This window comes from Pseudomonas sp. SDT291_1_S447, assembly GCF_054070155.1.
In genome coordinates this window covers 1-25,778 of record NZ_JBSVXS010000059.1, presented here as the reverse complement: position 1 = coordinate 25,778, position 25,778 = coordinate 1, and the positions used below count along the sequence as shown (strand labels likewise).

Here is a 25,778-nt window from a genome sequence, read left to right as displayed (position 1 = left end):
AATATCCCGTTCAGAGGCGCGCGCGGCCTCGTATAATGCGCGACATTATGGGCGGTCTGACCCCGCCTGCAACTCTTCCAGGACGTGCTTAATGCTCAAGGCGCTGCGTTTTTTCGGCTGGCCGTTGTTGGCCGGTGTGCTTATCGCTCTGTTGATTATTCAGCGTTACCCGCAGTGGGTCGGGCTTCCGAGCCTCGACGTCAACCTGCAACAGGCCCCGCAAACCACCAGCGTGCAACAGGGCCCGGTGTCCTATGCCGACGCGGTGACCATTGCCGCGCCTTCGGTGGTCAACCTCTACACCACCAAAGTCATCAACAAACCGGCGCATCCACTGTTTGAAGATCCGCAGTTCCGCCGCTTCTTTGGTGATAACTCGCCAAAGCAAAAACGCATGGAATCCAGCCTCGGCTCCGGCGTGATCATGAGCCCGGAAGGCTACATCCTCACCAACAACCACGTAACCAGCGGTGCTGATCAGATTGTCGTGGCGTTGAAGGATGGCCGCGAGACCCTCGCCCGCGTCATCGGCAGCGATCCGGAAACTGACCTCGCGGTTCTGAAAATCGATCTGAAAACCCTGCCAGCGATCACCGTTGGCCGCTCCGACAACATTCGCATCGGCGACGTCGCACTGGCCATCGGCAACCCGTTCGGCGTTGGCCAGACCGTGACCATGGGCATCATCAGCGCCACCGGGCGTAACCAGTTGGGCCTGAACAACTACGAAGACTTTATCCAGACCGACGCGGCGATCAACCCGGGCAACTCCGGCGGCGCGCTGGTCGATGCCAACGGCAACCTGACCGGTATCAACACGGCGATCTTCTCCAAGTCCGGCGGCTCGCAGGGCATCGGCTTCGCGATCCCGGTGAAGCTGGCAATGGAAGTGATGAAGTCGATCATCGAGCACGGTCAGGTAATTCGTGGCTGGCTCGGCATCGAGGTGCAGCCGCTGACCCAGGAACTGGCCGAGTCGTTTGGTCTGTCCGGGCGTCCGGGAATTGTCGTTGCGGGGATCTTCCGGGATGGCCCGGCGCAGAAGGCCGGCCTGCAATTGGGTGATGTGATTCTGAGCATTGATGGTGAGCCGGCCGGCGATGGTCGTCGTTCGATGAACCAGGTTGCACGGATCAAACCGACCGACAAAGTGACGATTCAGGTGATGCGCAACGGCAAAGAGCTGAAGCTCACGGCTGAAATCGGCCTGCGTCCGCCACCGGCGCCGGTGAAAGAAAAAGAAGAGTAAAACTTTTCTCGCGCCAGACGCGCGAATAACAGACATTCTCAACGGGCATGTTATATTGTTTCAATTCTAAGAATTGGAACAACATAACATGTCGTCTCGAACAAAGGCTTCCCTGCTCAGCCTGAGCCTCGGTTTACTGGTCGATCCAGCCTTCGCCGAAGAATCAAAACCCCTCGAACTCGACGCCATCAGCGTCATCTCCGACTACGAATCGCCGACTGGCCCGGTCAAGGGCTATCGCGCCACCCGTTCGTCCAGCGCGACCAAAACCGACACCGCGATCCGCGACATTCCTCAAGCCATCAGCGTCGTACCGGCCAGCGTGCTCAAGGATCTGGGCAGCACCAGCGTCGAACGCGCACTGGATTTCGCCGGTGGCGTGTCGAAGCAGAACAACTTCGGCGGCCTGACGCTGTACGAATACAGCGTGCGCGGCTTCACCACTTCGGAATTTTACAAGGACGGCTTCAGCGCCAATCGCGGCTATCCGAGCACACCGGATGCAGCCAACATCGAGCGCATCGAAGTGCTCAAAGGCCCGGCCGCAAGCCTCTACGGTCGCGGCGATCCCGGCGGCACAGTGAACATCGTCACCAAGAAACCACAGCCCGAAGCCTTCACCACGTTGCAAACCAGCGCCGGCAGTTGGGACCGCTATCGCACTGCGCTGGACGTAAACACGCCGCTGGATGATCAGGGCAATGTGCTCTCGCGGATCAACCTCGCGGTCGAAGACAACAACAGTTTTCGCGATCACGTTGACAGCAAACGTGTATTCGTCGCGCCCTCGATCAGTTGGCAATTGAACCCGGACACGTCGCTATTGGTGGAAAGCGAAATCGTCCGTCACAGCTCCACGTTCGATCGCGGCATCGTCGCGCCGAACAACAAATGGAGCGGCGTGTCGCGCTCGACCTTCCTCGGCGAACCCAACGACGGCAACATCGACAACCACAACAATCTGCTGCAGGCCACGCTGGAACATCATCTCAACGACAACTGGAAGTTGCGCCTGGCCAGCCATTACAAGGAAGGCAAACTCTGGGGCGACGCCTCGGAACAACGAGCGCTGAACGCCGACGGGCACACGGTCAACCGACGCTATCGCGAACGCGATACGAACTGGCACGACAGCATTACCCAACTGGAACTGCGTGGTCTGTTCGACCTCGGCCCGTGGCAGCACGAACTGCTGATCGGCACCGAGTATGAAAACTTCCGCAAGAACGAGCGCGTTACCACGATTGCCGGTGGCCCTTACGCCATCGACATCTATAAGCCAGTCTACGGCCAGCCAAAACCCAACGGCGCACGCTCGGGCAGCGACTTTTTCGAACAGGTCGAAAGTCATGCATTGAACCTGCAGGATCAAATCATCTTCACCGACAAACTGCGCGGGATGATCGGTGCGCGTTTCGAGCATTTCGATCAGCACATCGATGATCACAGTCGCAACGCCACCAGCAACCAGCGCCACGACGCCCTCACCCAACGCGTCGGCCTGCTCTATCAACTGACGCCGGATACCGGCCTCTTCGCCAACGCCTCAACCTCGTTCAAACCGAACAATGGCCTCGACGCCTCCGGCAAATCCTTCGATCCGGAAGAAGGCGTCGGCTATGAAATCGGGATCAAGAACGAACTGTTCGATGAGCGCCTGAGCAGCACCCTCGCCTTCTTCCACATCGACAAGGAAAACGTCCTCGCCCTCGACCCGGCCACCGACACCAGCCGCGCCATGGGCAAGGCACGCAGTCGCGGTTTCGATTGGCAGGTCACCGGGCAAGTCACCGATGCGGTGCGAATCATCGGCGCCTTCGCCTACATCGACGCCGAAGTGACCAAAGGCGACGCGGTGATTGCCACCGGCAGCCGCATCCTCGGCGTGGCCAAACGCAGCGGCAGCCTGCTCGGCGTTTATGAGTTTCAGGATGGGCATTTACGCGGCTCGGACGTTGGTGCGGCGTTCACCTATGTCGGTGATCGCTCAGGCGAATCCGGCAGCGACTTCGAATTACCGGCCTACCAGACTGTCGACCTGCTCGCGCATTACAAGGCCAGCGACAACGTCACTGTCGGCCTCAACCTCAACAACCTCTTCGACGAAAAGTATTACGAGCGCTCCTACAGCAACTACTGGGTCAACCCCGGCGAACCGCGCAATTTCACCGTCAGCCTGACACTCAACCTGTAAAAGGACGTCACCATGCAATACGGCAAAACCTTTGTGCTCATCGCTGCGCTGTTCACAGGCCAGGTCTCGGCCCATGGCCTGTGGACGGAGCAACGGCGCGGCAATATCGAAGTGGTCTACGGTCACGGCGCTGAGGACAACGCGTTCAAAGCGCAGAAGGTCAGCGGTGCCTGGGCCTACGATGCGGCCGGCAAGATGATTCCGGTGAGCGTCGAGCGCCTGGCGGATCATGCTCGTTTGAAACCTTTGAAGGCGCCTGCGGTGATGGCCGTGGCATTGAACAATGGCATGTGGTCGCAGACGGCTGACAAGAAATGGATCAACCAAGGTCGCAGCAAAGTGCCGGGCGCCATTGAGGCAACCGAGACATTCAAGTACAGCCTGGCGATTTATCAGCCGGGGGCGAGGTTGCCCAAGCTCGATCAGATCAAGTTGCTGATTTTGCCGGAGGTTGATCCGCTGACGGTTGGGCCGGGCAAGTCATTGCCGGTGCGGGTGTTGCTCGATGGCAAACCCGCGGCGGGTGTGAAGTTGATTGGCGACTATCGCAATGCGCCGAACACGTTGAGCACCGAGACTGACAAGGATGGTCGGGCGCAGGTATTGGTGAGGAATGAAGGGTTGAATGTGATTGCGGCACAGGTTGAGGTGCCGGTGAAGGACAGTGTGGATGTGGATAGTCGTGGGCTGTTTACCTCACTGACTTTCCTTGGCGAGCCGCATCACGAATAAGTGGTGTCTCGAGATATTTGTTGAATCCGAAAATTACCCCCTCACCCCAACCCTCTCCCCCAGGGGGGCGAGGGGGAAAGGGGGCAGATTTGTTTGCTCTTCAAACCAGAGCTCGACTCGATATCTCAAGTCGGTGTATCTCTAAAGTTCGCCTCGGTCAGTCCCTCTCCCTCAGGGAGAGGGTTAGGGTGAGGGGCTCTTGCTTTTAGAGGTCGCCAAGTCCATCGATCAGCGCCTGATTCTGCTCCGGCGTACCAATCGAAATCCGCAAAAATTGCGCAATCCGCTCCTGCTTGAAGTGCCGCACAATCACGCCCTGCTCACGCAGTTTGGCCGCCAGCCCGGCCGCATCATGCTGCGGGTGCCGGGCGAAGATGAAGTTCGCCGCCGACGGCAGCACTTCAAAACCCTTGGCCTGCAACTGCGCAATCACCCACTCACGGCTCTCGATGACCAGACGGCAAGTCTTGTCGAAATACTCACGATCTTCGAACGCCGCTGCCGCACCGACAATCGCCAGACGATCGAGTGGATAAGAGTTGAAGCTGTTCTTGATCCGCTCCAGCGCCTCGATGAGATCGGGATGACCGACCGCAAAACCAACGCGCAAACCCGCCAGCGAACGCGACTTGGACAAGGTCTGCGTCACCAGCAGGTTCGGATAACGGTCCACCAGACTGATCGCCGTTTCGCCGCCGAAGTCGATATACGCCTCGTCCACCACGACCACTGAATCCGGGCTGACCTTGAGGATTTGCTCGACCGCATCCAACGCCAGCAGGCAACCGGTTGGCGCATTCGGATTCGGGAAAATGATCCCGCCGTTCGGCTTGGCGTAGTCGGCCGGGTCGATCTGGAACTGCGCGTCCAGCGGGACCGCATCAAACTCGATGCCGTACAAACCGCAATACACCGGATAGAAGCTGTAGCTGATGTCGGGGAACAACAGCGGCTGATCGTGTTGCAGCAAACCGTGGAAAATGTGCGCGAGCACTTCGTCCGAACCGTTGCCGAGGAACACCTGATTGCTCTGCACGCCGTAGTAGTTGGCGACGGCCGTTTTCAGCAGGTCACTGTTCGGATCCGGGTACAGACGCAGGTTGTCATTCAGTTCGGTCTGCATCGCTGCCAAGGCTTTTGGCGACGGGCCGTACGGGTTTTCGTTGGTATTGAGCTTGACCAGTTTGGTCAGCTTCGGCTGTTCGCCCGGCACGTAGGGCACCAGATCCTTGACGAACGGGCTCCAGAATTTACTCATCGCTCAGTTCCCCTGCCCTTTTAGAAAGTCTTCGTCTTTGATGCGGTATTCGGCACTGCGCGCGTGCGCACTCAGCGATTCGCCACGGGCCAGAACCGACGCTGTCTTGCCCAGCTCGGAAGCACCGGCCTCGGAGCAGAAGATGATCGACGAACGCTTCTGGAAATCGTACACGCCCAGCGGCGAAGAGAACCGCGCGGTGCCCGAGGTCGGCAGCACGTGGTTCGGGCCTGCGCAGTAATCGCCCAGCGCTTCGGAGGTGTGACGGCCCATGAAGATCGCGCCAGCGTGGCGGATCTGCGGCAGCCAGGCTTGCGGGTCAGCCACCGACAATTCCAGGTGTTCCGGGGCGATGCGGTTGGCGACTTCGATGGCTTGCGCCATGTCCTTCACGTGAATCAGTGCACCGCGACCATTAATCGAGGTTTCGATGATGGTCGCGCGGTCCATGGTCGGCAGCAGTTTGTCGATGCTCGCGGCGACCTTGTCGAGGAACTCGGCATCCGGGCTGACCAGAATCGCCTGCGCATCTTCGTCGTGCTCGGCTTGCGAGAACAGGTCCATGGCGATCCAGTCCGGATCGGTCTGGCCGTCGCACACCACGAGGATTTCCGAAGGGCCGGCGATCATGTCGATGCCGACCTGACCGAATACGTGGCGCTTGGCCGTGGCGACATAGATGTTGCCCGGGCCAACAACCTTGTCGACCTGCGGCACGCTTTCGGTGCCATAAGCCAGCGCCGCAACGGCTTGCGCGCCGCCGATGGTGAACACCCGGTCGACGCCGGCGATGCACGCGGCCGCCAGCACCAGCTCGTTGATTTCACCGCGCGGCGTTGGCACGACCATGACCACTTCGGTCACGCCGGCGACCTTGGCCGGAATCGCATTCATCAACACCGACGACGGGTACGACGCCTTGCCGCCCGGTACGTACAGACCGGCGCGATCCAGTGGCGTGACCTTCTGGCCCAGTACGGTGCCGTCAGCCTCGGTGTAGCTCCAGGAATCCTGCTTCTGTTTTTCGTGATAGCTGCGCACGCGGGCCGCAGCTTTTTCCAATGCTTCGCGCTGTGGCACGGTGATGCGGGTCAGAGCCAGTTCCAGGCGCTCGCGCGGCAGGATCAGGTCAGCCATTGAGGCGACTTCGAGGCCGTCGAATTTCTGGGTGAACTCGACCAGCGCCGCGTCACCGCGCTCGCGCACAGCCTTGATGATGTCCAGCACGCGCTGATTGACCGAGTCGTCAGACACACTTTCCCAGCTCAGCAGATGATCCAGATGATGCGCGAAATCCGGGTCAGCAGCGTTGAGTCGGCGAATTGCAGTCGTTTCGGTCATAGCGAGAGCCTCATAGGAATGGCAAAAACTCAGGCGCCCTAACTTAGCAGTCGTTTCCGCTTGGGCACCTGAGATTCTGGCTATGAGGCGGATAGACGGGCGCGACTTAACGGCGCGCAGGTAAATCAGCCGCGGTGTCGCGATTCCACTGCGTTGCGCAGGGTATCGATCAACGCCTGGATTCGGGCGTGTTGCATTTTCATCGAAGCCTTGTTGACCACCAGGCGCGAACTGATCGTGGCGATCAGTTCCTGAGGTTCCAGGCCGTTGGCGCGCAGGGTGTTGCCGGTGTCGACCACGTCGATGATCTTGTCGGCCAGACCGATCAGCGGCGCCAGCTCCATCGAGCCGTAGAGCTTGATGATATCGACCTGACGGCCCTGCTCGGCGTAGTAGCGCTTGGCGACGTTGACGAACTTGGTCGCCACGCGCAGACGGCCCTTGGGCTCAGGCGCGCCGATCTTGCCGGCGGTCATCAGCTTGCACTGGGCGATCTGCAGATCCAGTGGCTCGTACAGGCCCTGGCCGGTGTATTCCATCAACACGTCTTTACCGGCAACGCCGAGGTCAGCCGCGCCATGCTCAACGTAAGTCGGCACATCGGTGGCACGCACGATCAGCAGACGAACGTCGTCCTGCGTCGTGGGAATGATCAGCTTGCGGCTCTTGTCCGGATTCTCGGTCGGCACGATGCCCGCTTCGGCGAGAAGCGGCAGGGTGTCGTCAAGGATGCGGCCCTTGGACAGTGCGATGGTCAACATGGGAAACGTCAGTCCTTATCAAGGTACTCATGTCCGGTCGCAATCGGCGCCGGACACACATCGAGCCGGAAACCGGCTCGACTCTTAAAATCAGTGGACACGTCCCTGTGTCCCAATGCAGCAATCAGCCCGGAACGCGACGGATCTTGGCGCCCAGCATCTGCAGTTTTTCTTCGATGCACTCGTAACCACGGTCGATGTGGTAGATGCGGTCGATCAGCGTGTCGCCTTCGGCAACCAGTGCCGAAATCACCAGGCTGGCCGAAGCACGCAGGTCGGTGGCCATCACTGGCGCGCCCTTGAGGACTTCAGTACCGGTGACGATGGCAGTGTTGCCTTCGACCTGGATCTTGGCGCCCATGCGGTGCAGTTCGTACACGTGCATGAAACGGTTCTCGAAGATCGTCTCGATCACCGCACCGGTGCCTTCGGCAATGGCGTTGAGCGAGATGAACTGCGCTTGCATGTCGGTCGGGAAAGCCGGGTACGGCGCGGTGCGCACGTTGACTGCTTTCGGACGCTTGCCGTGCATGTTCAGCTCGATCCAGTCTTCACCGCAGGTGATTTCTGCGCCGGCTTCACGGAGTTTTTCCAGAACGGCTTCGAGGATGGTCGGATCGGTGTCCTTGACCTTGACGCGACCACCGGTCACGGCAGCGGCAACGAGGTAGGTGCCGGTTTCGATACGGTCAGGCATGACCTTATAGAAAGCCGAACCCAGACGTTCGACGCCATCGATGGTGATGGTGTCGGTACCAGCGCCGGAAACCTTGGCGCCCATGGCATTGAGGAAGTTCGCCAGGTCGACCACTTCAGGCTCGCGAGCAGCGTTCTGCAAAACGCTGCGGCCCTTGGCCAGAGCGGCGGCCATCATGATGTTCTCGGTACCGGTCACGCTGACGGTATCGAAGAAGAAGTGCGCACCGCGCAGGCCGCCTTCAGGCGCCTTGGCCTTGATGTAGCCGCCTTCGACGTCGATCACCGCGCCCATGGCTTCGAGACCACGGATGTGCAGGTCGACCGGACGCGAACCGATGGCGCAACCGCCAGGCAGTGCCACTTCGGCTTCACCGAAACGGGCAACCATCGGACCCAGAACCAGGATCGATGCACGCATGGTTTTCACCAGTTCGTACGGGGCGATCAGGGTCTTGATGGTGCGCGGGTCGATTTCGACGCTGAGTTTCTCGTCGATCACCGGCTCAATGCCCATGCGACCGAACAGCTCGATCATGGTGGTGATGTCGTGCAGGTGCGGCAGATTGCCAACGGTCACCGGGCCATCGCACAGCAGGGTGGCAGCCAGGATCGGCAGGGCGGAGTTTTTTGCGCCGGAAATGCGGATCTCGCCATCAAGACGAGCGCCACCGGTAATAATCAATTTATCCATAAGAATCTCGACGCCCTTAGGCTCAGGTGCGCTCGGCCCAGGCCGCGCTGCTGAAAAATTTCATAGTAACCGCATGGATGCTGCCATCGGTGATCCACGGGTTCAAATGGGCATAGATCTGCTGCTGACGCTTCACCGGGCTCAACGCCGCCAGTTCATCGCTAATCACGTTCAGCTGGAAATTGCAGCCTTCGCCCTCAACTTCTACCAACGTTCCGGGCAGCTTTCCTTCAAGGAAGCTCTTCACTTCTACGGCCTGCATGCTCAACCTCAATCGGCGCCCTGTGCGCACGGGTCGGACATCATACAAAAAAGCCCCGCGCCTGCGAACCCCGCATGGCAGGACTCTGACGGGGGGCTTCTTTATAGATGCTGTTTCAGGAGTGCGCCAACAGTTCGGTCAGCTCACTGACCTGAGCGATTTCGCGCATGTCTTCGGGCATCGCACGGATGCTGACAGCCTTTCCGGCCGCATTCGCATCGCGCATGAAGCACAGCAGCAACGACAAACCGACGCTGCTGGACTTCTTCACCGCCGAGCAATCGATCACCAGCGAAGCAGCCTTGCTGGACTTGATCAGCCCCTGGCCTTGCTTGCGCAGGTCAGCGCCGGTGCGATAGTCCAGCACTCCGCTGAGCAGAAGCTCGTCGACATCACTCATACGAACTGCGGCCTCACTCATTGTGCTGGATTCTTTTCGGTGGCTTCCTTGGCCTTGGCCACTTCACCGGCCCAACCATTGATGGTCTTGTCCAGATCGTTGCCATTGCGCTGCATCGCGTCAGCGAACTGATCACGGAACAGTTTGCCGATGTTGATGCCGTTGATGATCACGTTGCGCAGTTTCCACTCGCCGTTGATCTTCTCCAGCGTGTATTGCACAGGATAGATTGCGCCGCTGCTGCCCTTGACGGTCATGTTGACGCTGGTGCGATCGCCCGATTCGTCCTTGGCAGGGTCAACGGTAATGCCCTGGTTGTTGTACTCGAGCAAGGCGTTGCCGTAGAACTGGAACAAACCTTTCTTGAAGTTTTCCTGGAAGGTCTGCATCTGCGCAGGCGTAGCCTTGCGCGAGTACTTGACCGTCATGATGCTCTTGGAAATGCCTTCGGCATCCACCACCGGCCCGACGATGTTGTTGAGCGCTGTGTAGAAGTCGGTCGGGTCCTGCTTGTATTTCTCTTTGTTGGCAGCCAGATCGGCCAGCAACCGGCTGGTCGTGTCCTGCACCAGATCATGTGCCGAAGTTGCAGCAGCCACGGCGTTACCCATCAACGGCAGAGCCGCCAGTAACACCAACAGGCTACGTCGCAAGATAGAGATCATTCAAAAGCTCCTCATTTGGCGTCTTTGCTAACGGTATTGAGCAGGAATTTACCGATAAGGTCTTCCAGTACCAGTGACGACTGCGTGTCGTGAATGGTTCCACCATCCTTCAGCGGCTTGTCTTCCCCGCCTACGCTGATACCAATGTACTTCTCGCCCAGCAGACCAGCGGTCAGGATAGACGCTGTGGAGTCGGTCGGCAGGTTGTCGACCTTTTTATCCACTTGCAGGGTTACCCGACCGGTGAAGCTGTCGCGATCCAGATCGATTGCCGTGACCTTGCCGATAGTCACACCGGCCATGGTCACTTTGGCTCTGACCGTCAAACCGGCGATATTGTCGAAATACGCATAAAGTTTATAGGTGTCGGTGGTCGACGTCGGAGACAGACCACTGACCCGCAAAGCAAGCAGCAACAAAGCCAGGATCCCTGCCAGCAGGAACAGGCCGACACCGATTTCCAGGGTGCGGTTTTGCATCAGAAATCTCCAAACATCAAAGCGGTCAGAATAAAGTCCAGGCCGAGCACTGCCAGCGAGGCAAACACTACAGTCTTGGTGGTGGCGCGACTGATGCCCTCGGAAGTGGGCTCACAGTCATAGCCTTGGAATACGGCGATCCAGGTCACTACAAAGGCGAAAACGATGCTTTTGATCACGCCATTGAGCACGTCACTGGTGAAGTTCACGCTGTTCTGCATGTTCGCCCAATAAGAGCCTTCATACACACCCAGCCAGTCGACGGCCACCCAAGAACCACCCCAGATGCCCACGACGCTGAAAATCATTGCCAGCACCGGCAGGGAAATGAAGCCGGCCCACAGGCGCGGGGCGATAATGTATTTGAGCGGATCGACGCCGATCATTTCCAGGCTGGAAAGCTGTTCAGTGGACTTCATGTTGCCGATCTCTGCGGTCAGCGCCGACCCGGCACGACCGGCAAACAACAGTGCAGTCACCACCGGCCCCAGCTCACGCAGCAAGGTCAGCGCAACCATCTGCCCCACCGCCTGCTCCGAACCGTAGCTCGACAGAATGCTGAAGCCCTGCAGCGCCAGCACCATGCCGATGAAAATCCCGGAAACGACGATGATCACCAGCGACATCACGCCGACCGAATGCAGTTGCTTGACCAACAGACCAAAACCGCCGCTGATACCACCACGCCCCAGCAAGGCATGAAACAGGAACAGCGTCGCACGACCGAACACCGCGACGGCGTCGATCGCCGCCTCGCCGAACCGGCGCACGCGTTCTATTAATGAAATTCTGCGCATCAGCGCTTCCCCAGAAGATCTGCGCGGTAATCCGTCGCTGGAAAATGGTACGGCACCGGGCCATCGGGATCGCCGGTCATGAACTGACGGATACGCGGCTCGTCCGAGTTCATCAACTCGTCCGGCGTACCCTGCCCCAGCACCTGACCATCACCGACGACATAGATGTAGTCGGCGATGCTCGCGGTTTCCGCCAGATCGTGGGACACCACGATACTGGTGATCCCCAGCGCATCGTTGAGCAGACGGATCAGACGGACCAGCACGCCCATGGCGATCGGGTCCTGGCCGACGAATGGCTCGTCGTACATGAGAATCTGCGGATCGAGCGCAATAGCCCGCGCCAGTGCGACCCGACGTTTCATGCCACCGGACAGCTCATCCGGCATCAACTCGATGGCACCGCGCAGACCGACCGCCTGCAATTTGAGCAGGACGATGTCGCGGATCATTTCTTCCGGCAAATCGGTATGAACACGCAGGGGGAAAGCCACGTTCTCGAACACATCGAGATCGGTGAACAGCGCGCCGCTTTGAAACAGCACACCCATGTGCTTTCGCGCATCGAACAGATCGCTGCGCGAAAGCGCAGGCAGGTTCTGGCCGTTGACCCAGACTTCGCCGCTGGCAGGACGCAATTGTGCGCCCATCAATCGCAGCAGCGTGGTCTTGCCACACCCGGAAGGCCCCATGATGCCGGTGACCTTGCCGCGCGGTATGCGAATATCGACGTTATTGAAAATGCTGCGCGCACCGCGCTTGAAGGAGACTCCCTTCAGCTCGACCGCGTAGGCGTTATCGGCACTCATCTAAACTCCTTGCGATGCAGCCTCTCACTCGGACGCCTGTCTTTACTTAAAAAGTACGTACATCCCGGGCAGGCCGAACTGGCGGCGAACTATATCACTGCAAAGGCTACGCGCCCAAGGCTTGTACCAGCCTGAGTTCGGCGATATGACAGGTGCGCAGGCTCTTTTACCGGGTTTTGGTAACGAGTAATGACAAAGCACGACGAACTTGCGTGAGGCTTTGCCACATAACCGCTATAATCGCCGCCTTTTCATCGGGCTATACGATTTCTGACATGAGCCAATCCAGCGACCTGATTCAATCGGCACAACGCACCATCCAACTCGAAGTGGAAGCCGTACAAGGCTTGTTGCCCCATATCGACGCCGATTTCGTACGCGCTTGCGAGATGATTCTGGCCAGCAAGGGCCGTGTAGTTGTGGTCGGCATGGGCAAATCCGGGCACATCGGCAACAAGATTGCCGCGACCCTGGCCAGCACCGGCACCCCGGCTTTTTTCGTGCACCCGGCCGAGGCCAGCCATGGCGACATGGGCATGATCACTCGTGATGACGTGATTCTGGCCCTGTCGAATTCCGGCTCGACCAACGAAATCGTCACCCTGCTGCCGCTGATCAAACGTCTGGGCATCCAGTTGATCAGCCTCACCGGCAACCCGCTATCGCCGCTGGCCAAGGCGGCCGAGGTCAATCTCAACGTTCACGTCGAGCACGAAGCCTGTCCGCTGAACCTGGCGCCGACCTCCTCGACCACCGCAGCTTTGGTCATGGGTGATGCGCTGGCCGTAGCGTTGCTGGAAGCGCGCGGTTTCACTGCCGAAGACTTCGCCTTTTCTCATCCGGGTGGCGCCCTTGGCCGTCGCCTGCTGTTGAAAGTGGAGAACGTCATGCACGCCGGGCAGGAGTTGCCGCAAGTACAACGCGGTACGCTGCTCAAGGACGCGCTGATGGAAATGACCCGCAAGGGTCTGGGCATGACCGTCATCCTTGAAGCCGATGGCAAACTCGCCGGGATCTTCACCGACGGCGATTTGCGCCGCACCCTGGATCGCAGCATCGACATTCGCAGCGCCACCATCGACCAGGTGATGACAGCCCACGGCAAGACTGCCCGGCCGGAAATGCTGGCCGCCGAAGCCCTGAAAATCATGGAAGATCACCGAATCAACGCGTTGGTAGTCGTAGACGAGGAAGATCGCCCGGTCGGCGCCTTCAACCTCTCCGATCTGCTGCGCGCAGGAGTCATGTAATGAGCAACGATCTGCTGCAACGCGGCAAAGCGGTCAAACTGGCGGTTTTCGACGTCGACGGCGTACTCACCGACGGCCGTCTGTACTTCCTTGAAGACGGCAGCGAGTTCAAGACTTTCAACACCCTCGACGGCCAAGGCATCAAAATGCTGATGAACGCCGGCGTGCAGACCGCTATCATCAGTGGTCGCAAGACTCCAGTGGTCGAACGCCGGGCGAAAAACCTCGGCATCCCCCACCTGTTTCAGGGACGCGAAGACAAATTGGTCGTTCTCGACGGCCTGCTTGAGCAACTGGGCCTAAGCTATGAACAGGTCGCCTATCTCGGTGACGACCTGCCCGACCTGCCAGTGATCCGCCGGGTCGGCCTGGGCATGGCCGTGGCCAACGCTGCCGACTTCGTCCGCGAACACGCCCATGGCGTGACCCGCGCTCGCGGTGGTGAAGGCGCCGCCCGCGAATTCTGTGAATTGATCCTGCGCGCCCAGGGCCGCCTCGATGCGGCCAACGCCGCGTACCTGTGAGCCAAACCATGTTCAGCAAAAAATTTCGTAACTTCCTGCTGTTCGGCTGCATCGCTGCGATTTTCGCAGCGGTCGGCTACTGGAATATCAGCCCGGAACGCTTTCTCGACAAACCACCGGTCACCTCGGTGGAAACGCCTATCGACTGGTATGCAACCAACACCCATACCCTGCAATACCTGCCGGATGGCAAGGTGCAGTATGAAATGACGTCCGAGAAAGCCGAGCACGTGAAGGCAACTGACGTCACGCTCGTGACCAAACCCGACCTGAACATGTATCGCGGAACAGAATTCCCGTGGCACGTGACCAGTGAGCGCGGTGAAGTGAACTCAGGCGGCACCGAAGTCGAACTGATCGATTCGGTACGCGTTGCGCGCACCGATGAAAAGAAGCGCGACATCCTGATCACTTCCACTCGCATGACCGTGTTCCCGCAGCAGGAATATGCGCAGACCGAGCAACCCGTTAGAATCGACGGCGCTGGCGGTGTATCGACTGGCGTTGGAATGAAAGCGTACCTGAAGGAAAGCAGGATACACCTGCTATCGAACGTAAGAGGACAGTATGAGGCTCGTTAAAACCCTCCCTATTTTGCTCAGTCTGGGCGCAGCACTGGGAAGCGTGAGCGCCTGGGCTCTGCCGAACGATCAGCAGCAACCTATCCGCATTCAGGCCGACGACGCCCAACTGGATGACAAGAACGGCATCGCTACCTATAAAGGTGATGTGATCATCACCCAGGGCTCGATGATCGTTAAAGGCAACACCGTCACCATGACTCGCGCGCCGAATGGCGATATCGACGTAGTGACCTCCGTGGGCAATCTGGCTTACTTCGAGCAGTTGCAAACCCAGGGCGACGCCAAACCAGTTCAAGGCTACGGCGTGACGATTCAATACCACGCCCAGCAAAACCGCGTCGTGCTGATCGATAAGGCCAAGGTCGTCGACAAAGACGGCAACGTCACTCAGGGCGAGAAAATCGTCTATGACACCGTGAAGAAACTGGCCAGCGCCGGTCGCGCTACAGGAAGCAAGGTCACCGAGGCGCGTCCGCGCATCGACATGGTGATCCAGCCGAAGAAGAAAACCGACGAGAAAACCCAGTAATGGCAACTCTGAAAGCTCAGCACCTGGCCAAGGCCTATAAAAGCCGCCAGGTCGTGCGTGATGTCAGCCTGTCGATCGACAGCGGCCAGATCGTCGGTCTGCTCGGCCCGAACGGCGCCGGCAAGACCACGTGTTTCTACATGATCGTCGGCCTGGTGCAGGCCGATCAGGGCCGCGTACTGATCGATGATCTGGACGTCAGCCACCAGCCGATGCACGGCCGTGCAAAGGCTGGCATCGGCTATCTGCCGCAAGAAGCGTCGATCTTCCGCAAACTGTCGGTGGCCGACAACATCATGGCCATCCTCGAGACCCGTCAGGAACTCGACAAGGCCGGTCGCCGCAAAGAGCTGGAAAGCCTGCTGCAGGAATTCCACATCAGCCACATCCGCGACAACCTCGGCATGAGCCTGTCCGGTGGTGAACGCCGCCGGGTGGAAATCGCTCGCGCGCTGGCAACGGCACCGAAATTCATCCTGCTCGACGAACCGTTTGCCGGTGTCGATCCGATTTCGGTCGGCGACATCAAGCAGATCATCCACCACCTCAAGGCCAAGGGTATCGGTGTATTGATCACCGACCACAACGTCCGTGAGACGCTGGACATCTGCGAAACCGCTTACATCGTCAACGATGGCCAACTCATTGCTGAAGGCGATGCAGAAACCATCCTGGCCAACGATCTGGTCAAGGAAGTGTATCTGGGTCACGAGTTCCGCTTGTAAGCGTAACAGTGCCCGGTGCGCCGCCCGGGCGCTGTATCGATTCAAGCAGGAATTAATACGCTTTAATTGTTACAGCGCTCTAGGCAAACACTTCAGTTTCAGGCATATAATTTGCTTAAGTTTGGCGCCCCGGCGCCCTGTAGTGGATGGCGCATAGCGCCGGCGAATAAGGTGTTAAGCCCCTGCCATGAAACCATCGCTAGTCTTGAGAATGGGCCAGCAGCTGACGATGACACCGCAGCTGCAACAGGCCATCCGCCTGCTCCAATTGTCGACCCTGGATCTGCAACAGGAAATCCAGGAGGCTCTGGAATCCAATCCGATGCTCGAACGCCAGGAAGAAGGCGACGACTTCGACAATTCCGACCCCATGGCCGACAACGCCGAACAGAAACCCACCGAAATCCAGGAACCCTCCTATCAGGAAACCGCCCCGACGGTGGACAACCTCGAGGACGGCGAATGGAACGAGCGCATTCCCAACGAGCTTCCGGTCGACACCGCCTGGGAAGACGTTTACCAGACCAGCGCCAGCAGCCTGCCCAGCAGCGATGATGACGAGTGGGACTTCACCACCCGCACCTCCGCTGGCGAGAGCCTGCAAAGCCACCTGCTGTGGCAACTGAACCTCGCGCCGATGTCCGACACCGATCGCCTGATCGCCGTGACCCTGATCGACTGCATCAACAATCAGGGCTACCTGGACGAAACCCTCGAAGAGATCCTTGAGGCGTTCGATCCGGAACTGGACATCGAACTGGACGAAATCGAAGCCGTCCTGCACCGCATCCAGCAGTTTGAACCGGCCGGCATCGGCGCCCGCAACCTTGGCGAGTGCCTGCTGCTGCAATTGCGCCAGCTGCCAGTCAAGACGCCTTGGCTGGCTGAAGCCAAGCGTCTGGTCAGCGATTACATCGACCTGCTCGGCGGCCGCGACTACAGCCAGTTGATGCGGCGCATGAAGCTCAAGGAAGACGAGTTGCGCCAGGTCATCGAGCTGGTGCAAAGCCTCAATCCGCGTCCGGGCTCACAGATCGAGTCCACTGAAGCCGAATACGTCGTCCCTGATGTCATCGTGCGCAAGGACAACGAGCGCTGGCTGGTCGAGCTGAATCAGGAATCGGTACCACGCCTGCGCGTCAACGCCCAGTACGCCGGTTTTGTCCGTCGCGCCGACACCAGCGCCGACAACACGTTCATGCGCAATCAGTTGCAGGAAGCTCGCTGGTTCATCAAGAGCCTGCAGAGCCGCAACGAAACCCTGATGAAAGTTGCTACCCAGATCGTCGAACATCAACGCGGCTTCCTGGAGTACGGCGACGAAGCCATGAAGCCACTGGTGCTGCATGACATCGCCGAAGCCGTGGGCATGCACGAATCGACGATTTCCCGGGTGACCACGCAGAAATTCATGCATACCCCGCGCGGTATTTATGAACTGAAATACTTTTTCTCCAGCCACGTCAGCACCTCTGAAGGCGGCGAATGCTCGTCCACGGCGATTCGCGCGATCATCAAAAAACTGGTTGCCGCGGAAAATCAGAAAAAGCCGTTGAGTGACAGCAAGATCGCTGGTTTACTGGAGGCACAAGGCATTCAGGTGGCTCGCCGCACCGTCGCCAAGTACCGCGAATCCCTCGGGATCGCGCCTTCGAGCGAACGCAAGCGGTTGATGTAAGCCACGTTACAGCGTTCCAGTGGCAGGCTATCCAGCCTGCCGCTTTATGCACTGGCAACGAAGGAGAAGCTGTATGCAAGTCAACATCAGTGGACACCAACTGGAAGTGACCGAACCTCTGCGCACCTACATCAACGAAAAACTCGACCGATTAGAGCGCCATTTCGACAAGATCACCAACGTGCAAGTCACGATGTGCGTCGAAAAGCTGAAGCAGAAAATCGAAGCCACCTTGCATATTCCCGGCGGAGAAGTGGTTGCCAATGCCGAGCATGACGACATGTATGCCGCCATTGACCTGCTGACCGACAAGCTGGATCGCCAACTCAAAAAGCATAAGGAAAAGACCCAAAGCCTCCTCCAGGGCGCGACAGGTCGATAACCCCCCATTCCATGATCCGACTTGAAAGTATCCTGACCCCCGGCCGTTCCCTCGTGAACGTGCCGGGTGGCAGTAAAAAGAAAGCCCTCGAACAAATTGCCAACCTGATCGCCCGCGAAGTGCCGGATCTGGCCATGCAGGATGTCTTCGAGGCGTTGATTGCCCGTGAAAAACTCGGTTCCACCGGTTTTGGTAACGGCATCGCCATCCCCCATTGCCGCCTCAAGGGTTGCCAAGCGCCGATCAGCGCGCTGATGCACCTTGACGCTCCGATCGATTTCGACGCCATTGACGGCGCTCCGGTTGACCTGCTGTTTGTTTTGCTGGTCCCGGAAGCCGCCACCGATGCGCATCTGGAGTTGCTACGTCAGATCGCCAGCATGCTGGATCGTAAGGAAGTGCGCGAAAAGCTGCGTAGCGCACCGAGTAGCGAAGCCTTGTATCAGGTCGTCCTGAGCGAGCAGAACGGGCATTAATCATGCGTTTGATCATCGTCAGCGGCCGTTCCGGCTCGGGTAAAAGTACGGCTCTGGATGTCCTTGAGGACAACGGCTATTACTGCATCGACAACCTGCCCGCAGGCTTGCTGCCGGAACTGGCCGAACGCGCACTGATTCACACTGAGCTGGCGCAACCGCTGGTGGCCGTGTCGATCGATGCGCGTAACTTGCCGAGCCATCTGACGCGCTTTCCCGAGTTGCTTGAAGATGTCCGGGCCAAGCACATCCAATGCGATGTCCTGTATCTGGACGCCGACGAAGAAACCCTGCTCAAGCGTTTCTCCGAAACCCGCCGTCGCCATCCACTGAGCAACGCCAATCGCTCGCTGGCCGAAGCGATCCAGGATGAAACCGCCCTGCTCGGCCCGATCGCCGACCTCGCCGACCTGAAAATCAACACCACCAACCTCAACCTGTACCAGCTGCGCGACTCCATCAAGCTGCGCCTGCTGAATCAGCCAGAGCCGGGCACCGCATTTCTGGTCGAGTCCTTCGGCTTCAAGCGCGGCATGCCGGTGGATGCGGATCTGGTGTTCGATGTGCGCTGCCTGCCCAATCCGTACTGGAAGCCGGAACTGCGCGCGCAATCGGGTCTCGATGCGCCGGTGGCTGAATACCTGGCGGCACAGCCGGAGGTCGAAGAGATGTTTCAGGACATCTTCACCTACCTGCACAAATGGCTGCCGCGCTTCGCCGCCAGCAACCGTGCCTACGTCACCATTGCCATTGGCTGCACCGGCGGGCATCACCGCTCCGTCTACCTGACCGAACGTCTGGGTCAGGCCCTGCAGAAAACCCTGAAGAACGTCCAGGTTCGCCACCGCGACCTCACTTAAAGGATTCACACCGCGATGCCTGCTCTGGAAATCGAAATCATCAACAAGCTGGGCCTGCATGCCCGCGCATCGGCCAAGTTTGTCGGAGTGGCCGGGCAGTATCCGGATTGCACGATCAGAGTGGGTCGTACACCAGAGACCACGGTTGACGGTAAAAGCATCATGGCGATGATGATGCTGGCGGCAGGCAAGGGCACCAAGATCTATTTGAGTACTGAAGGGCATCAGGAACAGGAAGCGCTGGATGCGCTGGTGGCGTTGATCAACAACTATTTCGACGAAGGCGGCTGACAGCCAAAGTCAAAAGATCGCAGCCTGCGGCAGCTCCTACATTGGAATGCGTTCCGTATAGTAACTGCCGCAGGCTGCGATCTTTTGCACGACTTCAACCCAACGCCGTATCCATCACCATCATCAGACAAAACCCGATCAACAGACCAAGACTGGCCAGTTTGTCATGACCATTGCGTCGCGACTCGGGAATCACTTCGTGGGTCACCACCAGCAACATGGCCCCCGCCGCGAGCGCTAGTCCTAATGGCAACAACACCTGCGCCAGACTGACCAGCCACGCGCACAACAGCGCAAACACCGGCTCGACCAGACCTGACGCCGCCCCGATCAAAAATGCTTTGAACCGCGACATCCCTGCCCCGGCCAGCACCAATGCAATCACCAGACCTTCCGGCACATCCTGCAAAGCGATGCCCATGGCCAGACTGTCCGCATCCGGCATGCCGCCGCCGGCAGAAACGCCGACGGCCATGCCTTCAGGGATGTTATGGGCAATGATGGCGAACACGAACAGCCAGATCCGCGGCGGTATCACCGGATGCTCGACGGTGCCGACGAGCATTTCCGGGGACGCGCCCGACACCTTGCGATCAACCAGATACAGGCCAAACGCACCGAGCATGATGCCGAAACAGATCAGGCCACTGGCGCCCCACGGAGTCAGGCCGAGGCTTTCGGCAGCAGCAATGCCCGGCACGATCAACGAAAATGCCGTCGCCGCCAGCATCACCCCGGCGCCAAAACCCAGCAAGGTATCGCTGAGTGCCTGGGGCATGCGCCGAATCACCAGCACCGGGACAGCGCCAAGCGCCGTGCCAAGGGCGCAGATCGCGCCGCCCTGCAACGCCCGCGACAGCCTCGGCTCGAGATTCAGCCATTCCAGCCCGTGGGCGACCAGCAAGGTCATGCCCGCCAACAGCAATAGCGATCCCACTGCGTAACGAAACATACGCCCACTTCCGATCGCCAGTGTTTCAGTGCCCATAGTCAGCCTTGGATTGTTTTTATAGAAGACTTAAACCAGTGCGGCCTGATAGCGCGCAGCCACTTCAGGCCAATTGATCACGTTGTAGAACGCATTGATGTATTCCGGACGACGGTTCTGATAACGCAGGTAATAGGCGTGCTCCCAGACGTCGAGACCGAGAATCGGCGTGTTGCCATTCATCAACGGGCTGTCCTGATTGCCGCTGCTTTCCACGATCAGCTTTTTCTCCGGGGTCACGCTGAGCCAGGCCCAGCCGCTGCCGAAGCGGGTCAGTGCGGCTTTGGTGAAGTATTCCTTGAAGCTGTCGAGGCCGCCCAGATGTTCATCGATGGCCTTGGCCAGCGCGCCATCCGGCTTGCCGCCACCGTTGGGCACCATGACTTCCCAGAACAGCGAATGGTTGGCGTGACCGCCGCCCTGATTGATCACCGCCGCACGAAGCTTTTCCGGCAATTGCTGAACGCTGGCGACGAGTTTTTCCACTGGCCATTCGGCGTATTCAGTGCCTTCTACCGCCGCGTTGAGGTTGTTGATGTAGGTCTGGTGATGCTTGGTGTAGTGAATTTCCATGGTCTGCGCATCGATATGCGGCTCGAGGGCGTCGTAGGCGTAAGGCAAGGCAGGCAAGGTAAAAGCCATTTCAATGGACTCCATGGTGATGAGGGGCAGGCGCGCGGCGCGCATTGCCGGTATCCGGGTGCAGCAGGCGCTGGGTGCGCGGGTATTCGCCGTGTTCACTGATGAAATTCAGCAGCTCGACGTAGGTCTTGCTGCTCTGGCGCAACGCCGCTTCACGCAATGCCAGGCGCAGGCGTTCGTCCTGCATGGTCTGCAACAGCCGTTGGTGGATGGCGCAGAGATACTCGGCGCTCTCCTCAGGCTGATTCAGGCGCAGGTGCAAGTCCGCCAGGTTGTGATGGGAGATGACGCAGGCCGCCACCGCTTCGTCGGCATCCGCCCAGCGTTCGAACAACACTTGCGCCAGGGCCAGGGCCTGCAGGTAAGCCTCACGGGCGTCGATCAATTCGCCGAGCATGAAGCAGCGATTGGCCCGTTCGATCGTGCGTTTCCAGTGCTCCATGGTGAGCCTCCAAAGCGGTTGCAGGTTTTACACGCCGCCGGCGGTGAGCTTCTCGGGATTGAGCAACTCTTCCAGCTGGCTGCGCGACAGGTCGGTATGTTCGAGGGCGACGTCGATCACCGCGCGACCTTCCTTGTAGGCCTGCTTGGCGATTTCGGCGGCTTTCTGGTAACCGATGATCGGGTTGAGCGCAGTGACCAGAATCGGATTGCGTGACAACGCTTCCTTCAGGCGCGATTCGTTGACTTTGAAGCTGGTGATGGCTTTGTCACCGAGCAGGCGGCTGGAGTTGGCCAGCAGTTCGATACTGCTCAGCAGGTTCTGCGCAATGATCGGCAGCATCACGTTCAATTCGAAGTTGCCCGACTGGCCGGCGATGGTGATCACCGAATCGTTGCCGATCACTTGCGCAGCGACCATGGCGGTGGCTTCGGGGATCACCGGATTGACCTTGCCCGGCATGATCGACGAACCCGGCTGCAAAGCTTCGAGTTCGATTTCGCCGAGGCCGGCGAGCGGGCCGGAGTTCATCCAGCGCAAGTCGTTGGCGATTTTCATCAGCGACACGGCGGTGGCCTTGAGTTGGCCGGAGACGGCGACGGCGGTGTCCTGCGAGCCGATCAGCGCGAACAGATCCTTGCCGGGGGTGAATTGCACATCGGTCAGTTGGCTCAACTGACGGCTGAAACGCGCGGCGAACTCAGGGTGTGCGTTGATCCCGGTGCCGACCGCCGTGCCGCCCTGCGCCAGCGATTGCAGGCTCGGCAGCAGATCCTGCAGATGAGCGATGTTGGCCTTCAGTTGTTGCGCCCAGCCATTGAGTACCTGGCTCATGCGCACCGGCATCGCGTCCATCAAATGCGTGCGACCGGTTTTGACGTGATGATGCACTTGCACGGCTTTGTGCTCGATCACTTGCACCAGATGCAACAGCGCCGGCAGCAGTTGTTCGTGCAGGGCCAGCGCAGCGCTGACGTGGATGGTGGTCGGGATGATGTCGTTGCTGCTCTGGCCACAGTTGACGTGATCGTTGGCGTTGACCGGCTCGCCGAGCAAACGGCTGGCCAGGGTGGCAATCACTTCATTGGCGTTCATGTTGGAGCTGGTGCCGGAGCCGGTCTGGAAGATGTCCACCGGGAAATGCTGCATGAAATCGCCTTCGAGCAAACCTTGCGCGGCGTCGCTGATGGCTTTGCCCTGAGCGGCAGTGATCTGGCTGAGTTCGACGTTGGCGCGGGCTGCGGCGGCTTTGGCGAGGATCAGCGCGCGGATGAATTGCGTCGGCATCGGTTTGCCGCTGATCGGGAAGTTATCCACTGCGCGCTGGGTTTGCGCGCCGTAGAGAGCGTCCACCGGCACCTGCAGTTCGCCCATGCTGTCGCGCTCAATACGTGTCTTGGTCATCGGTAAATCCTTGGACTAATTCAATGAGAGGAATCGAGGGAAGCAACTCGCAAGTGGCGAGCTGCCAGGTGTAGCGCTGCCAGCGGTTGAGCCGGCATTTGCACAGGGACAGGCGCTCCATTTCACGCAGCGGGCGCCAGGCTTGATCGAGACAGACGCTTCGCCAATGCCACGGCAAGGCGATGTCGGTGGCCGTGTCGAGCAGCAGACGGAAGGAAGTTTCAGCGATGGTCCAGGGAGAAGTTGCCGTACAACAGGCCAGATACCGGCCTTCGGCCAGATAGTGTTCGATCAGGCGCGGCTCGTCGGGATCCATCGCGCAACGGATCTGGCGACTCATCCAGCGCCAGCTTTCGAGGTACGGCTGCTCGTGCAAGGCAGAACTCATGATCCGGGGCTCATCCGATAATGAGATTTATTATTAGATGATAATGAGAACCAAAACAAGCCTGGGATATGCACACCCCCTGTGGGAGCGAGCTTGCTCGCGAATACGGACTTTCAGTAACAACATCTCTGACTGACGCAACGCATTCGCGAGCAAGCTCGCTCCCACAGGAGATTTGTGCCAGACATGAAAAAGGCGCGCCATCCGAGTAGATGGCGCGCCTTTTTTGTCACGGTTGGAGCTTAGCTGCCCGCCACCGTCATCCGCTCGATCAACACCGAACCGGTGCGAATGTTGCTGCGCAGTTCCAAATCATTACCCACGGCAACGATCTGCTTGAACATGTCACGCATGTTGCCGGCGATGGTGACTTCCTGCACCGCAAACTGGATTTCGCCGTTTTCGACCCAGAAGCCTGCCGCCCCGCGCGAATAGTCGCCGGTGACCATGTTCAAGCCATGGCCCATCAACTCGGTGACCAACAAGCCACGGCCCATGCGCTTCAACAGCGCCGCCTGATCCTCATCGCCATGAGTGACGAACAGGTTGTGCACGCCACCCGCGTTAGCGGTGCTCGGCATGCCTAGTTTGCGTCCGGAGTAAGTGCCGAGAATGTACGAGACCAATTCGCCCTTTTCGACGAACGGTTTGGCGTACGTCGCCAGGCCGTCACCGTCGTACGAAGCACTGCCCATTGCGCGCATCAGGTGCGGACGCTCATCGATGGTCAGCCATTCCGGGAACAATTTTTGCCCCAGAGTGCCTTCAAGGAACGACGATTTGCGATACAGACTGCCGCCGGACACTGCGGAAAGAAAACTGCCGAACAGGCCACCGGCCAGTTCGGCAGAAAACAGCACTGGCACTTCGCAGGTCGGCACCGGCCGCGCACCCAGGCGACTCGCGGCTCGTTGCGCAGCACGCTTACCGATGCTGACCGGATCGGCGAGCAATTCGCCCTGACGGCTCACGTCGTACCAGTAATCGCGCTGCATCTGGCCGTCGGCCTCGGCGATCATCACGCAACTCAAGCTGTGCCGGGTCGAGGCATAGCCACCGATGAAACCGTGACTGTTGCCGTACACACGGCAGCCCTGATGAGTGCTGAGGGTGGTGCCGTCAGCGTTCTTGATCCGCGCATCGGCGTCGAATGCCGCTGCTTCACAGAGCAAGGCCTTCTCGATGGCTTGCTCCGGCGTGATGTCCCACTCGTGGAACAGATCGAAATCGTGCTGTTCCTTGGCCATCAACGCCGCATCGGCCAGGCCCGAGGCCTCGTCTTCGGAGGTGTGTTTGGCGATAGCCAGTGCCGCCGCGACGGTTTCGCGAATGGCGTCCGGTCCGGTGGCAGAGGTGCTGGCCGAGCCTTTGCGCTGACCTACATACAGCGTGATGCCAAAGCCCTGATCACGATTGAACTCGACCGTTTCGACCTCGCGCTGGCGCACCGAAGTCGACAGTCCCTGCTCCAGCGACACGGCTACTTCGCAGGCGCTGGCGCCCTGACGCTTGGCTTCGGCGATGATCTGCTCGACCTGTTCCTGCAGTGCCGGCAATGCCTGCGGGCCGACGCTTTGAACTGCACTCATGCTCATCTCCACTCAAATTCTGCTTTCGGCTAGGGTCATCGAGCGACCGGGCCGGACAAGCGGCCCCCGACTGGTTATCATGGCGGCGTTTCTTTGCGGACTGCCACCATGGTTGATTCTTACGACGACTCCCTCGATACGGGAGAAAAAAGCAAATCTCAGGTCAAACGCGAGCTGCATGCTCTGGTTGACCTCGGCGAGCGCCTGACAACACTCAAGCCTGACTTGATCGCAAAACTGCCACTGACCGACGCCATGCGCCGGGCTTTGGCCGATGCGCCCAAGCACACCGCGAACATCGCGCGTAAACGGCACCTGCAGTTCATCGGCAAACTGATGCGCGATCAGGACACTGACGCGATTCTGACCTTGCTCGATCAACTCGATGCCTCGACTCGTCAGTACAACGAGCGTTTCCACAATCTCGAACGCTGGCGTGATCGCCTGATCGCGGGCGACGATGCCGTTCTGGAAAAATTCGTCGTCGAGTACCCGGACGCCGATCGCCAGCAATTGCGTTCCCTGATCCGTCAGGCTCAGCACGAGGTTGCGCAAAACAAACCTCCTGCTTCCAGCCGCAAGATCTTCAAGTACATCCGTGAGCTGGACGAGACTCAACGCGGTCTGCGTTGATATTCGACCCCGTAGGAGCTGCCGCAGGCTGCGATCTTTTGATCTTAAGAGCAAAG

The 25,778-nt window shown here is 59.2% G+C and carries 30 protein-coding genes; 14 read left to right on the top strand and 16 right to left on the bottom strand.

Going from position 1 to position 25,778, the window contains the following annotated elements; translation table 11 throughout:
- Positions 1 to 91: 91 nt before the first annotated feature.
- The 3 genes from algW (at position 92) to ACW9IR_RS18255 (ending at position 4,175) form a co-directional block, all read left to right on the top strand.
- Positions 92 to 1,249, top strand: coding sequence for a Do family serine endopeptidase AlgW (algW, locus tag ACW9IR_RS18265; protein WP_038357545.1), 1,158 nt, complete (start codon positions 92 to 94; stop codon positions 1,247 to 1,249).
- 88 nt (positions 1,250 to 1,337) lie between these two features.
- Positions 1,338 to 3,443, top strand: coding sequence for a TonB-dependent siderophore receptor (locus ACW9IR_RS18260; RefSeq protein WP_457464512.1), 2,106 nt, complete (start codon positions 1,338 to 1,340; stop codon positions 3,441 to 3,443).
- Between the two features lie 12 nt (positions 3,444 to 3,455).
- Positions 3,456 to 4,175 carry a DUF4198 domain-containing protein gene (locus ACW9IR_RS18255; RefSeq protein ID WP_457464510.1) on the top strand — a complete coding sequence of 240 codons (720 nt, stop codon included), beginning with the start codon at positions 3,456 to 3,458 and terminating at the stop codon, positions 4,173 to 4,175.
- Between the two features lie 205 nt (positions 4,176 to 4,380).
- Here the strand turns inward: ACW9IR_RS18255 and hisC are convergent, their stop codons facing one another.
- The 10 genes from hisC to ACW9IR_RS18205 all read right to left on the bottom strand — a co-directional run bounded on the left by hisC (position 4,381) and on the right by ACW9IR_RS18205 (position 12,337).
- Positions 4,381 to 5,433, bottom strand: coding sequence for a histidinol-phosphate transaminase (hisC, locus tag ACW9IR_RS18250; protein WP_457464508.1), 1,053 nt, complete (start codon positions 5,431 to 5,433; stop codon positions 4,381 to 4,383).
- A 3-nt stretch (positions 5,434 to 5,436) separates the two neighbouring features.
- Positions 5,437 to 6,774: a histidinol dehydrogenase gene (gene hisD, locus ACW9IR_RS18245; protein ID WP_457464506.1), complete on the bottom strand. Its 1,338-nt coding sequence runs from the start codon at positions 6,772 to 6,774 to the stop codon at positions 5,437 to 5,439.
- 125 nt (positions 6,775 to 6,899) lie between these two features.
- On the bottom strand, positions 6,900 to 7,535 hold the full coding sequence (gene hisG / locus ACW9IR_RS18240; RefSeq protein WP_007912384.1) for an ATP phosphoribosyltransferase: 636 nt from the start codon (positions 7,533 to 7,535) through the stop codon (positions 6,900 to 6,902).
- Between the two features lie 124 nt (positions 7,536 to 7,659).
- Positions 7,660 to 8,925, bottom strand: a complete 1,266-nt coding sequence (murA, locus tag ACW9IR_RS18235) for a UDP-N-acetylglucosamine 1-carboxyvinyltransferase (RefSeq protein ID WP_007912385.1) — start codon at positions 8,923 to 8,925, stop codon at positions 7,660 to 7,662.
- Positions 8,926 to 8,947: 22 nt separating this feature from the next.
- Positions 8,948 to 9,187 carry a BolA family protein gene (locus ACW9IR_RS18230; RefSeq protein ID WP_007912386.1) on the bottom strand — a complete coding sequence of 80 codons (240 nt, stop codon included), beginning with the start codon at positions 9,185 to 9,187 and terminating at the stop codon, positions 8,948 to 8,950.
- 115 nt (positions 9,188 to 9,302) lie between these two features.
- The gene (locus tag ACW9IR_RS18225; RefSeq protein ID WP_457464503.1) at positions 9,303 to 9,608 is read right to left on the bottom strand and encodes an STAS domain-containing protein; all 306 of its coding nucleotides are present in this window, start codon (positions 9,606 to 9,608) and stop codon (positions 9,303 to 9,305) included.
- Positions 9,605 to 10,252: an MlaC/ttg2D family ABC transporter substrate-binding protein gene (locus ACW9IR_RS18220; RefSeq protein WP_095119475.1), complete on the bottom strand. Its 648-nt coding sequence runs from the start codon at positions 10,250 to 10,252 to the stop codon at positions 9,605 to 9,607. The genes ACW9IR_RS18225 and ACW9IR_RS18220 overlap by 4 nt, the downstream gene beginning before the upstream one ends.
- Positions 10,253 to 10,263: 11 nt before the next feature.
- The gene (gene mlaD / locus ACW9IR_RS18215) at positions 10,264 to 10,731 is read right to left on the bottom strand and encodes an outer membrane lipid asymmetry maintenance protein MlaD (protein ID WP_007912400.1); all 468 of its coding nucleotides are present in this window, start codon (positions 10,729 to 10,731) and stop codon (positions 10,264 to 10,266) included.
- Positions 10,731 to 11,528, bottom strand: coding sequence for a lipid asymmetry maintenance ABC transporter permease subunit MlaE (gene mlaE / locus ACW9IR_RS18210; RefSeq protein ID WP_003221704.1), 798 nt, complete (start codon positions 11,526 to 11,528; stop codon positions 10,731 to 10,733). Before mlaE ends, mlaD begins: the two co-directional genes overlap by 1 nt.
- Entirely contained in the window at positions 11,528 to 12,337 is an 810-nt protein-coding gene (locus ACW9IR_RS18205) for an ATP-binding cassette domain-containing protein (protein WP_007912403.1), read from the bottom strand. Before ACW9IR_RS18205 ends, mlaE begins: the two co-directional genes overlap by 1 nt.
- A 275-nt stretch (positions 12,338 to 12,612) precedes the next feature.
- Between ACW9IR_RS18205 and ACW9IR_RS18200 the strand changes: the two genes are divergently transcribed.
- From ACW9IR_RS18200 to ACW9IR_RS18155, 10 genes are all read left to right on the top strand, one after another.
- A complete protein-coding gene (locus ACW9IR_RS18200) occupies positions 12,613 to 13,587 on the top strand; it encodes a KpsF/GutQ family sugar-phosphate isomerase (protein WP_102900684.1) in 975 nt (324 codons plus the stop codon).
- Entirely contained in the window at positions 13,587 to 14,111 is a 525-nt protein-coding gene (locus ACW9IR_RS18195; RefSeq protein WP_038357538.1) for a KdsC family phosphatase, read from the top strand. Before ACW9IR_RS18200 ends, ACW9IR_RS18195 begins: the two co-directional genes overlap by 1 nt.
- Before the next feature lie 8 nt (positions 14,112 to 14,119).
- Entirely contained in the window at positions 14,120 to 14,692 is a 573-nt protein-coding gene (lptC, locus tag ACW9IR_RS18190; protein WP_038357537.1) for an LPS export ABC transporter periplasmic protein LptC, read from the top strand.
- Entirely contained in the window at positions 14,679 to 15,224 is a 546-nt protein-coding gene (lptA, locus tag ACW9IR_RS18185; protein ID WP_095119478.1) for a lipopolysaccharide transport periplasmic protein LptA, read from the top strand. Before lptC ends, lptA begins: the two co-directional genes overlap by 14 nt.
- Positions 15,224 to 15,949 carry an LPS export ABC transporter ATP-binding protein gene (gene lptB, locus ACW9IR_RS18180; RefSeq protein WP_008085069.1) on the top strand — a complete coding sequence of 242 codons (726 nt, stop codon included), beginning with the start codon at positions 15,224 to 15,226 and terminating at the stop codon, positions 15,947 to 15,949. The genes lptA and lptB overlap by 1 nt, the downstream gene beginning before the upstream one ends.
- A 187-nt stretch (positions 15,950 to 16,136) precedes the next feature.
- Complete coding sequence (locus ACW9IR_RS18175; RefSeq protein WP_457464497.1) at positions 16,137 to 17,627, top strand: RNA polymerase factor sigma-54; 1,491 nt, start codon at positions 16,137 to 16,139, stop codon at positions 17,625 to 17,627.
- Between the two features lie 73 nt (positions 17,628 to 17,700).
- Positions 17,701 to 18,009, top strand: a complete 309-nt coding sequence (gene hpf / locus ACW9IR_RS18170; RefSeq protein ID WP_093435973.1) for a ribosome hibernation-promoting factor, HPF/YfiA family — start codon at positions 17,701 to 17,703, stop codon at positions 18,007 to 18,009.
- Positions 18,010 to 18,020: 11 nt separating this feature from the next.
- Complete coding sequence (ptsN, locus tag ACW9IR_RS18165) at positions 18,021 to 18,485, top strand: PTS IIA-like nitrogen regulatory protein PtsN (RefSeq protein WP_077571129.1); 465 nt, start codon at positions 18,021 to 18,023, stop codon at positions 18,483 to 18,485.
- Between the two features lie 2 nt (positions 18,486 to 18,487).
- Positions 18,488 to 19,345: an RNase adapter RapZ gene (gene rapZ, locus ACW9IR_RS18160; protein WP_038357533.1), complete on the top strand. Its 858-nt coding sequence runs from the start codon at positions 18,488 to 18,490 to the stop codon at positions 19,343 to 19,345.
- Positions 19,346 to 19,360: 15 nt separating this feature from the next.
- Entirely contained in the window at positions 19,361 to 19,636 is a 276-nt protein-coding gene (locus ACW9IR_RS18155; protein ID WP_008085079.1) for an HPr family phosphocarrier protein, read from the top strand.
- Positions 19,637 to 19,730: 94 nt separating this feature from the next.
- Here ACW9IR_RS18155 and ACW9IR_RS18150 read toward each other — a convergent pair whose 3' ends face one another.
- From ACW9IR_RS18150 to pmbA, 6 genes are all read right to left on the bottom strand, one after another.
- Positions 19,731 to 20,624 (bottom strand): ZIP family metal transporter, encoded by an 894-nt coding sequence (locus ACW9IR_RS18150; RefSeq protein ID WP_457464494.1) that lies wholly within the window; start codon positions 20,622 to 20,624, stop codon positions 19,731 to 19,733.
- 30 nt (positions 20,625 to 20,654) lie between these two features.
- Complete coding sequence (locus ACW9IR_RS18145) at positions 20,655 to 21,266, bottom strand: superoxide dismutase (protein WP_457464492.1); 612 nt, start codon at positions 21,264 to 21,266, stop codon at positions 20,655 to 20,657.
- A gap of 1 nt (position 21,267) precedes the next feature.
- Positions 21,268 to 21,708 (bottom strand): hypothetical protein, encoded by a 441-nt coding sequence (locus tag ACW9IR_RS18140; RefSeq protein ID WP_110719038.1) that lies wholly within the window; start codon positions 21,706 to 21,708, stop codon positions 21,268 to 21,270.
- Positions 21,709 to 21,735: 27 nt separating this feature from the next.
- Complete coding sequence (locus tag ACW9IR_RS18135) at positions 21,736 to 23,112, bottom strand: class II fumarate hydratase (RefSeq protein ID WP_457464490.1); 1,377 nt, start codon at positions 23,110 to 23,112, stop codon at positions 21,736 to 21,738.
- Positions 23,093 to 23,500: a FagA protein gene (locus ACW9IR_RS18130; RefSeq protein ID WP_102900688.1), complete on the bottom strand. Its 408-nt coding sequence runs from the start codon at positions 23,498 to 23,500 to the stop codon at positions 23,093 to 23,095. The genes ACW9IR_RS18135 and ACW9IR_RS18130 overlap by 20 nt, the downstream gene beginning before the upstream one ends.
- Positions 23,501 to 23,742: 242 nt before the next feature.
- Positions 23,743 to 25,089 (bottom strand): metalloprotease PmbA, encoded by a 1,347-nt coding sequence (gene pmbA, locus ACW9IR_RS18125; RefSeq protein ID WP_102900689.1) that lies wholly within the window; start codon positions 25,087 to 25,089, stop codon positions 23,743 to 23,745.
- 108 nt (positions 25,090 to 25,197) lie between these two features.
- On the opposite strand from pmbA, the gene yjgA reads away from it, so the two are divergent.
- On the top strand, positions 25,198 to 25,722 hold the full coding sequence (gene yjgA / locus ACW9IR_RS18120; protein WP_007915377.1) for a ribosome biogenesis factor YjgA: 525 nt from the start codon (positions 25,198 to 25,200) through the stop codon (positions 25,720 to 25,722).
- The last annotated feature ends 56 nt before the right edge of the window (positions 25,723 to 25,778 follow it).

What these genes read in the sequence shown, in the direction of transcription:
- hisG (WP_007912384.1), bottom strand. Translation starts at nt 7,535, where the DNA reads ATGTTGACCATCGCACTGTCCAAGGGCCGCATCCTTGACGACACCCTG.
- ACW9IR_RS18145 (WP_457464492.1), bottom strand. Translation starts at nt 21,266, where the DNA reads ATGGCTTTTACCTTGCCTGCCTTGCCTTACGCCTACGACGCCCTCGAG.
- ACW9IR_RS18220 (WP_095119475.1), bottom strand. Translation starts at nt 10,252, where the DNA reads ATGATCTCTATCTTGCGACGTAGCCTGTTGGTGTTACTGGCGGCTCTG.
- ACW9IR_RS18140 (WP_110719038.1), bottom strand. Translation starts at nt 21,708, where the DNA reads ATGGAGCACTGGAAACGCACGATCGAACGGGCCAATCGCTGCTTCATG.
- murA (WP_007912385.1), bottom strand. Translation starts at nt 8,925, where the DNA reads ATGGATAAATTGATTATTACCGGTGGCGCTCGTCTTGATGGCGAGATC.
- ACW9IR_RS18195 (WP_038357538.1), top strand. Translation starts at nt 13,587, where the DNA reads ATGAGCAACGATCTGCTGCAACGCGGCAAAGCGGTCAAACTGGCGGTT.
- ACW9IR_RS18255 (WP_457464510.1), top strand. Translation starts at nt 3,456, where the DNA reads ATGCAATACGGCAAAACCTTTGTGCTCATCGCTGCGCTGTTCACAGGC.
- mlaE (WP_003221704.1), bottom strand. Translation starts at nt 11,528, where the DNA reads ATGCGCAGAATTTCATTAATAGAACGCGTGCGCCGGTTCGGCGAGGCG.
- lptB (WP_008085069.1), top strand. Translation starts at nt 15,224, where the DNA reads ATGGCAACTCTGAAAGCTCAGCACCTGGCCAAGGCCTATAAAAGCCGC.
- ACW9IR_RS18155 (WP_008085079.1), top strand. Translation starts at nt 19,361, where the DNA reads ATGCCTGCTCTGGAAATCGAAATCATCAACAAGCTGGGCCTGCATGCC.
- hisC (WP_457464508.1), bottom strand. Translation starts at nt 5,433, where the DNA reads ATGAGTAAATTCTGGAGCCCGTTCGTCAAGGATCTGGTGCCCTACGTG.
- ACW9IR_RS18260 (WP_457464512.1), top strand. Translation starts at nt 1,338, where the DNA reads ATGTCGTCTCGAACAAAGGCTTCCCTGCTCAGCCTGAGCCTCGGTTTA.
- ACW9IR_RS18205 (WP_007912403.1), bottom strand. Translation starts at nt 12,337, where the DNA reads ATGAGTGCCGATAACGCCTACGCGGTCGAGCTGAAGGGAGTCTCCTTC.
- ptsN (WP_077571129.1), top strand. Translation starts at nt 18,021, where the DNA reads ATGATCCGACTTGAAAGTATCCTGACCCCCGGCCGTTCCCTCGTGAAC.
- mlaD (WP_007912400.1), bottom strand. Translation starts at nt 10,731, where the DNA reads ATGCAAAACCGCACCCTGGAAATCGGTGTCGGCCTGTTCCTGCTGGCA.
- ACW9IR_RS18175 (WP_457464497.1), top strand. Translation starts at nt 16,137, where the DNA reads ATGAAACCATCGCTAGTCTTGAGAATGGGCCAGCAGCTGACGATGACA.
- algW (WP_038357545.1), top strand. Translation starts at nt 92, where the DNA reads ATGCTCAAGGCGCTGCGTTTTTTCGGCTGGCCGTTGTTGGCCGGTGTG.
- ACW9IR_RS18200 (WP_102900684.1), top strand. Translation starts at nt 12,613, where the DNA reads ATGAGCCAATCCAGCGACCTGATTCAATCGGCACAACGCACCATCCAA.
- pmbA (WP_102900689.1), bottom strand. Translation starts at nt 25,089, where the DNA reads ATGAGTGCAGTTCAAAGCGTCGGCCCGCAGGCATTGCCGGCACTGCAG.
- ACW9IR_RS18230 (WP_007912386.1), bottom strand. Translation starts at nt 9,187, where the DNA reads ATGCAGGCCGTAGAAGTGAAGAGCTTCCTTGAAGGAAAGCTGCCCGGA.
- ACW9IR_RS18225 (WP_457464503.1), bottom strand. Translation starts at nt 9,608, where the DNA reads ATGAGTGAGGCCGCAGTTCGTATGAGTGATGTCGACGAGCTTCTGCTC.
- ACW9IR_RS18130 (WP_102900688.1), bottom strand. Translation starts at nt 23,500, where the DNA reads ATGAGTTCTGCCTTGCACGAGCAGCCGTACCTCGAAAGCTGGCGCTGG.
- ACW9IR_RS18150 (WP_457464494.1), bottom strand. Translation starts at nt 20,624, where the DNA reads ATGGGCACTGAAACACTGGCGATCGGAAGTGGGCGTATGTTTCGTTAC.
- rapZ (WP_038357533.1), top strand. Translation starts at nt 18,488, where the DNA reads ATGCGTTTGATCATCGTCAGCGGCCGTTCCGGCTCGGGTAAAAGTACG.
- yjgA (WP_007915377.1), top strand. Translation starts at nt 25,198, where the DNA reads ATGGTTGATTCTTACGACGACTCCCTCGATACGGGAGAAAAAAGCAAA.
- lptC (WP_038357537.1), top strand. Translation starts at nt 14,120, where the DNA reads ATGTTCAGCAAAAAATTTCGTAACTTCCTGCTGTTCGGCTGCATCGCT.
- ACW9IR_RS18135 (WP_457464490.1), bottom strand. Translation starts at nt 23,112, where the DNA reads ATGACCAAGACACGTATTGAGCGCGACAGCATGGGCGAACTGCAGGTG.
- hpf (WP_093435973.1), top strand. Translation starts at nt 17,701, where the DNA reads ATGCAAGTCAACATCAGTGGACACCAACTGGAAGTGACCGAACCTCTG.
- hisD (WP_457464506.1), bottom strand. Translation starts at nt 6,774, where the DNA reads ATGACCGAAACGACTGCAATTCGCCGACTCAACGCTGCTGACCCGGAT.
- lptA (WP_095119478.1), top strand. Translation starts at nt 14,679, where the DNA reads ATGAGGCTCGTTAAAACCCTCCCTATTTTGCTCAGTCTGGGCGCAGCA.